Annotated in this window: 6 protein-coding genes; 1 reads left to right on the forward strand and 5 read right to left on the reverse strand. The window is 71.6% G+C overall.

Annotation, left to right across the window (positions count from 1 at the left end; translation table 11 throughout):
- Window positions 1–154: 154 nt before the first annotated feature.
- The 4 genes from D455_RS0118545 to D455_RS0118560 form a co-directional block, all read right to left on the reverse strand.
- Window positions 155–784 (reverse strand): DUF1707 SHOCT-like domain-containing protein, encoded by a 630-nt coding sequence (locus D455_RS0118545; RefSeq protein ID WP_017572207.1) that lies wholly within the window; start codon window positions 782–784, stop codon window positions 155–157.
- 127 nt (window positions 785–911) lie between these two features.
- Complete coding sequence (locus tag D455_RS0118550; protein WP_017572208.1) at window positions 912–1,700, reverse strand: 3'(2'),5'-bisphosphate nucleotidase CysQ family protein; 789 nt, start codon at window positions 1,698–1,700, stop codon at window positions 912–914.
- A gap of 62 nt (window positions 1,701–1,762) precedes the next feature.
- The gene (locus D455_RS0118555) at window positions 1,763–2,815 is read right to left on the reverse strand and encodes an ATP-grasp domain-containing protein (protein WP_026122762.1); all 1,053 of its coding nucleotides are present in this window, start codon (window positions 2,813–2,815) and stop codon (window positions 1,763–1,765) included.
- A 275-nt stretch (window positions 2,816–3,090) separates the two neighbouring features.
- Window positions 3,091–3,621, reverse strand: coding sequence for a YbhB/YbcL family Raf kinase inhibitor-like protein (locus D455_RS0118560; RefSeq protein WP_017572210.1), 531 nt, complete (start codon window positions 3,619–3,621; stop codon window positions 3,091–3,093).
- Window positions 3,622–3,901: 280 nt separating this feature from the next.
- On the opposite strand from D455_RS0118560, the gene D455_RS0118565 reads away from it, so the two are divergent.
- Entirely contained in the window at window positions 3,902–4,867 is a 966-nt protein-coding gene (locus D455_RS0118565) for an LLM class F420-dependent oxidoreductase (RefSeq protein WP_017572211.1), read from the forward strand.
- Between the two features lie 318 nt (window positions 4,868–5,185).
- Here the strand turns inward: D455_RS0118565 and D455_RS30935 are convergent.
- On the reverse strand, window positions 5,186–6,436 hold a 1,251-nt coding region (locus D455_RS30935; RefSeq protein ID WP_017572212.1), incomplete at its 5' end, for a PucR family transcriptional regulator.

The raw sequence follows: 6,436 nt of genomic DNA on the forward strand, positions 1-6,436 counted from the left end.
CCCCCGAACCCCAGGCGTTGGTCGCCCTTCCACAGCCGCTTCTGCCGTTGGCGCCGACGCCGCATACCTTCGCTATCAGCAACCTGAGCGTCAAAGGAGTCGGGTGTCGGGCGCGGGCGTCAGAAACCGGACGCTGTGGGCCAGGTGTCAGGCGTCAGGGCGGTTCCTCCTCGCTCGGCCAGATAGCGGAGGCGAGCAGTACAGCACCCCAGATACCCAGTGGTACCAGCGGCCAGTAGGGCACGAGTTCGCCGCCCATCAGGCTCACCACCCCCCACACGCTGGTGAGAACCACCGCGACACCCAGCCACCAGCGCCATTCGTCGCCCCATTCACGCCAGGGAGCGGGGAGAGCGGACAGCTCGCTTCCGGTGAGGCGTTCGTCGTGCCGAAGACGGGGACCGTGCTGGGAGCCCGGGGCGGTGTGGTCAGCCTCAGGGTGGAGGGACGGCCGGGGAGAGGCCTTGGGCGGTGCTGCTCCCCATGCGGTGGCTTCCCATGCGGGAAGTTCCATGCCCATGGCTCCGGCTCCCGTGATCCCGCTTTCCGCGGGCCTGGGACTCGGGGGAATCCTGGGTGTCGGCAGTTGGGGTACGGGAAGGTCCGCGGTCAGTGCGTGCAGCTCACCTAACAGCACGGAGCCCAGGGCCAGACCGACACGGCGATCGTACTCCTCGTGGTCCAGGCGGCCCTCGACGAACGCGGTGGTGAGGTAGTCCACGGTGAGATCGCGTTCGGCGTCCGAGGCGCGCATCTGGTTCAGCGGCAGGCGTTGGTCCTCCACTTCCCACCCCCAAAGGCGCGAGTTGGTGACCACACGATACGCGCCGCACCCGGCGTGGAAAAGGGATACACGGAAAGTGAGTCGGTGCCCGTTGGGTGACGTATCCGGGCGGGTCCCCGGAGGCGGATCAGCCGGCGAGCCAACGGGCGACGATCTGACACGTGGCAGGGTCCGCGGCGCCGACCAGCCCGGTGTGCTCGTAGGTTCCCGAGTAACCGAACGGGCTGCCGTCCAGGCGTGTGACCAGGCCGCCCACCTCCTCCAGGATGAGGGCGGGTGCCGCCACGTCCCAGTCGCGTACCGGCACGTCCTTGACGAACAGGTGCGCGGAACCCTCGGCGACCAGGCACAGCTTCAGCGAGATACTGCCGCTCTCCAGGTACCCGCCATACCCGAAGTGTTCGTGGACCCGGCGGGTGATCCCCCGCGGTTCGGGAGTGTTGTCGGTGAGCACACCCCGACCGGGTGGGGCCGCCTCACAGGGAGGCAGCGGACATCCGTCACGGCGAGCCCCCCGGCCGCGAACGGCCGTGTACAGGGTTCCGGTCTCGGGCGCGAACACCGCGGCGACCTCCGGCCGACCTCCGATCACCAACGCGGCCTGTGTGACGTATCCAGCGAACCCGTGGACGTAACTGGCGGTTCCGTCGATGGGGTCGATGAGCCAGTACCGTGGCGGCCGTTCCCCGCGCAGTGACTCGGGGTCCTCCTCGCTGACCACCGGGATCCGTCCGTCGATCGCCGTCAACCGTTCCGACAGCGCACGGTGGGCCATGGCGTCGGCCCTGGCCTTGAACTGGCTTCCCTCCCACACCCCGCTGAGCGCGGTCGTGTCGGACCGCCACGTGCGCAGCAGGCCGCCGACCTCCACGACCGCCGCCCCCAACGCCTCGGACAACGGACGCGGATCCGCCATCGCGCCCCCCTCAGGAGCCGGACCGCTCCGAGTGGTCCCCACCTCGTCGGCGTCCGCCCCGGTCACCGCACACGCACCGGCGCGATGGGAGCCGCGCCCGTACCGCTCGTCGACATCTGTCCGGGCAGGTCCGCGGTGCTCGGGGGAGCGGGCGAGATGCCGTGCGAGGTGAACTCAGACTCGGTGAGGAAGTCCTCCGTCCAACGCCGTACCATCGCCACCCCCTCACGCCACTCGTCGGTCAGGCGGGGCCCGTCCGCGACGGCCTGCCTCAGCAGACCGGCGATCTCGTCGACTCCGGCGGCCGCGGTGAGCGACGCGGTGGAGGAGAAGCGCGGATTGATCTCGAACACCCTCGGCCTGCCGTCCGCGTCCAGACACAGCTGCACGTTGAACGGGCCGTCGGCGCGCAACGCGGCCTGGATCGCCCGGCAGACACGGGCCACCTCACGGTGGTGCCGGGTGACCGCGTACCTGGTGACCCCCTGCTTGAGGACGACCTCCTTGGGTACGACGGCCTGGACCTCGCCGTCCCGCCACACCACCACGGACACCGTGTACTCGGGGCCCCTGATCCGCTCCTGCACGATCAGTTCGTCTGCCGCGTAGCCACCCTCGGACACCACACGCGCCATGTCGTGGACCGAGTCGATGACCACCACCCCGCGGCTGCCCCGCCCACTGCGCGGTTTGACGATGAGGCCCCCGGACGCGGAGTTCGCCGCGTCGCTCGGCCACTCCGAGGCCAGCCAGGTACGCGGCACCCCGATCCCGGCGTCCTCCAACTCCCGCATCAGCACGTACTTGTCCAGGCAGGTGGTGACGAAGTCCAACCGCGGGAGCAGCACCGTCACACCGTCCTTGGCGAGCTCGACCACCCGGACCAGCTCCTCGTCCACCAGGGGGACGACCGCGACGGCCTCCTCCTCCGCGCACAGCGCCCGCATCCGCGGCAGGAACGCCGCGCTGTCACCCGGTGGTACGAGGTGTCCGCGGTCGGCCAGGTACAGGCCGGGGGCGGCGGGGTCCACATCGGTCGCCACCACACGGAAACCGTGTTCGCGCAGGTGGATGATGGTCCCGGGCGTGGGAGCCGATCCGGCTGTCGTGACCACCACGGTCGGTTTCCTCGCAGGCTGCTGTGGCACCGGTTGAACCCTTTCCGACGTGGACGGCGGACTGGCGGGGGATGGTTACCGAGCCTAGACCGCGGGGTGCCCGATCACTGGGAATTGGCCGAATCCGGTTGTCGGGACAACCGAACGCGCCTCCTGCGCGTGTACGCACCGGCCCCCGGGAGGAAAAGGCCGGGGGCGGGCGGTGCGGCAACGCCACACCGCCCGCCCCCGACATGTCGGGTGGTCCCGTCCGCAGGGGCCGGGTTCCGGGCCTACTTCACCTCGTAGACGGGGGTGATCATCGCGCGGCCCAGCGCGTGCGAGAACAGGTTGAAGCCCAGGAAGGCCGGGCTCGCCGACTCGTCCACCTCCAGGCGGGGCACGTCCACGGCGTGCACCACGAAGAAGTACCGGTGCGGGCCGTGCCCGGGGGGCGGGGCGGCACCGATGTAGCGGTGGCTCCCGGCGTCGTTGCGGAGCGTCACGGCCGACTCCGGAATCCCGGAGCCGTCTCCCGCGCCCGTCGCCAACTCGGTGACCTCGACGGGAACGTTCGCCACCGCCCAGTGCCAGAAACCGCTGGCGGTGGGCGCGTCCGGATCGAAGCAGGTGACGGCGAAGCTCCGCGTCCCCTCGGGGAAGCCGCTCCAGGACAGGTGCGGTGAGACGTCCTCGCCTCCGGCGCCCATGATCCCGCTGACCTGGGCCCGGGGCAGGGTCTGACCGTCGGCCACGTCGTCGCTGGTGACGGTGAACGACGCGACCTGGGGCAGGAAGTCGTAGGGGGAGGGTGGCGTGGCCACGAAGGGGCCTCCTTCGTTCGTCTGGGATGCGCTTCTGCCGCCCGTTCGGGGAGTCACCGTCGACGGGCTCCCGGTCCCGGGCCCTACGAACATACGCCCCACCGGACGCGCACGTCCCAGCGCGTGGACGCCGTGTCGGAGGGCGGCGGCCGTAGGCGGCCGTTCGGGGAGGCCGAAACGACTGCCCTCCCCCGGCCCGGGACAACAGACCGACCGGGCGGTATGGTCGTGCCGACACGGCACAAGAACCGGATTCGGTCTTCACCGACAGGGAGTCGCCATGACCACTCGCTGGGGCATCACCATCCCTCTGGAGGGAGTACCGCTCCCCGAACAACGATCCGTCATCGAGCGGCTGCCGGACCTGGGTTACACCGACGCCTGGTCGGCCGAGGCCAACGGCACCGACGCCTTCACCCCGCTCGCCCTGGCCAGCGTGTGGGCCCCCGAACTGCGTCTGGGCACCGCGATCGTGCCCGCCTACACGCGCGGCCCGGCCACCCTGGCGATGAGCGCCGCCACCCTGGCCGCCGCCGCGCCGGGCCGGTTCGCGCTGGGCGTGGGCACCTCCTCCAACGTCATCGTGGAGCGGTGGAACTCCATCCCCTTCGAGGAGCCCTACAAGAAGGTGCGCGACACCGTGCGCTTCCTGCGGGCCGCGCTCACCGGACAGAAGGTCAAGGAGGACTACGACACCTTCAGCGTCAGGGGTTTCACGCTCGGAGCGGTCCCCGAACAGACTCCGCCACTGCTGGTGGCGGCCCTGCGCCCGGGCATGCTCAAGCTCGCCGGACGCGAGGGTGACGGCGCCATCATCAACTGGCTGTCGGCGGAGGACGTGCGTAAGGTGACCCCCTACGTGCGGCGCTACGGCGAGGACAAGGAGGTCGTCGCGCGGATCTTCGCGATCCCCGACACCGACGCGGACACCGCCCGCGAGATCGGCCGCTGGGCCATCTCGGCCTACCTCAACGTCCCCGTCTACCGGGCTTTCCACGAATGGCTGGGCCGTGAGGAGCTCACCCCGATGTGGAAGGCGTGGGACGAGGGTGATCGTCGGGGAGCGTTGGCCGCGATCCCGGACTCGGTGGTGGACGATCTCATCGTGCACGGCCCCGCCGCGTACTGCCGTGAGCGGATCCGGGCCTACGCCGACAACGGTGTCACCACTCCGGTGATCGCGCCGATCACACCGCCGAAGGCGGACCCGGCCGCGGTCGTGCGGGCCCTGGCCCCGAGCGGCTGACGGGGGCAGGAGCCGACGAGGTCCGTCCGCGGGCAGGCCGAAGCCGGGGTCCTGGGAACCCCCCACTTACCAGGCTAGCCTTCGGCGACCATCCGACGGAAGGCCGATCTCCCACCTGTGGACAACCGCCCCGGACCGGCCTCCGGGCCAGCTCCGGGGCGGGTTACGGGGCGGGTTCGGGAGGAGGCCACCCGTCCATCCCCCGCTCCTCACACGCCTTCCGCCCATCACCCAACCGTCACCCCACCCACCTGTTCACCCCCCACTCGCCTTCACCCCCCACTCACCGGTCACCCGCCTCCCGTCCGTTCCCGCCCCTCATCCTCCCGTCCGTCCCGAGCCGCGCCGCTGCCGCCAGCCCTCCTCCTCCACGGGACCGAGAAGCCGGCGGGCCCGCAGGACCAGCTCCAACTCGAAGCGGTCACCGGGCCCGCGCAGCCGTGCGCCGAACAGCTCCTCCAGCTGACGCATCCGGTAGCGCACGGTCTGCGGGTGGATGCGTAGCCGCTCCGCCGCCTCGTTGGCGTTCAGCCCCGACTCCAGCCAGGCCAACAGGGTGTCGGCCATCCGTTCCCGCTGCGGTGGTCGCAGCCGGGCCAGCGGCGCCAATCGGGACCGCGCCATCTCCGCGACCAGCCCGGTGTCCCGCGACAGCAGCAGCGTGGGCAGGTGGTCGCTCCAGCGGACCACGCCCTCACCCGGCACCACACCCGTGCGCACGAGTTCCACCAGGTCCCGCGCCCGGCCCAACGACACCGGCGCCTGGTCCAGGGGCACGCTCGGTCCCAGCACCGCGCAGGATCCGCGCAGTGAACGCTCCAGGGCCCGCAACCGCCCCGGCCCCTCCGGGTCGGGCACCAGCGCGCACGGCTCCACCCGGTCCAGACCCGCCAGGACGTCCGGGGGCAGCGCGAGCGCCCCCGCTCCCGCCCCTGACCCCACGTCCTCCCCATCCGCCGACAGCGCGTCCGCCGCCGCTTCCGCCCCACCGTCCGTCTTCCGGTACAGCAGCGCCACCGCCACCCGTTCGGGCAACCGCCACCGGGCCGCACGGGCCAGCGTGGGCACCGCCTCCGCCTCCTGCCCCGTCCCCGCCTCGGCCAGCAGTACCTCCAGCAGCCGTGTCCGGCGACGGCGCAGCGCCTCCACCCCCGCGCCGCGCACCCGCGTGTGCCCCTCCACGGCGGCGGCCGAGATCTCCTCCTGGAACGCGAAGACCGCCTCTCCCAGCACCGCCATGTGGTCGCGTGTGAGAGCTTCGGCGTCGGCCAGCCGCCGCCACGCCACGGCCGCCGCCGTGCGCATCCCCGTGTGCAGGCATTCCAGGGAGCGCCCGTGCCGAGCCTCACCGGCACCGAACGCCCGGAACTCGGTGGCCAGGGCGTCCACGTGCTCGGAGGAACGGCCGCCGCCCTCCACCCGGTCCAGGAAGGAGCGCAGTCCTGTGTCGACCACCCGCCGCAGGTCCTCGACGTCGGCTGGTTCCAGGATCGTGGCGTGGGACTCCGCGCGGAGCCGGATGCCCTCCAGGGTCTCCTCCACCAACGGCGGCACCAGCGGACGCAGCCG

Source organism: Nocardiopsis halotolerans DSM 44410, from assembly GCF_000341065.1.
Lineage (GTDB): Bacteria > Actinomycetota > Actinomycetes > Streptosporangiales > Streptosporangiaceae > Nocardiopsis > Nocardiopsis halotolerans.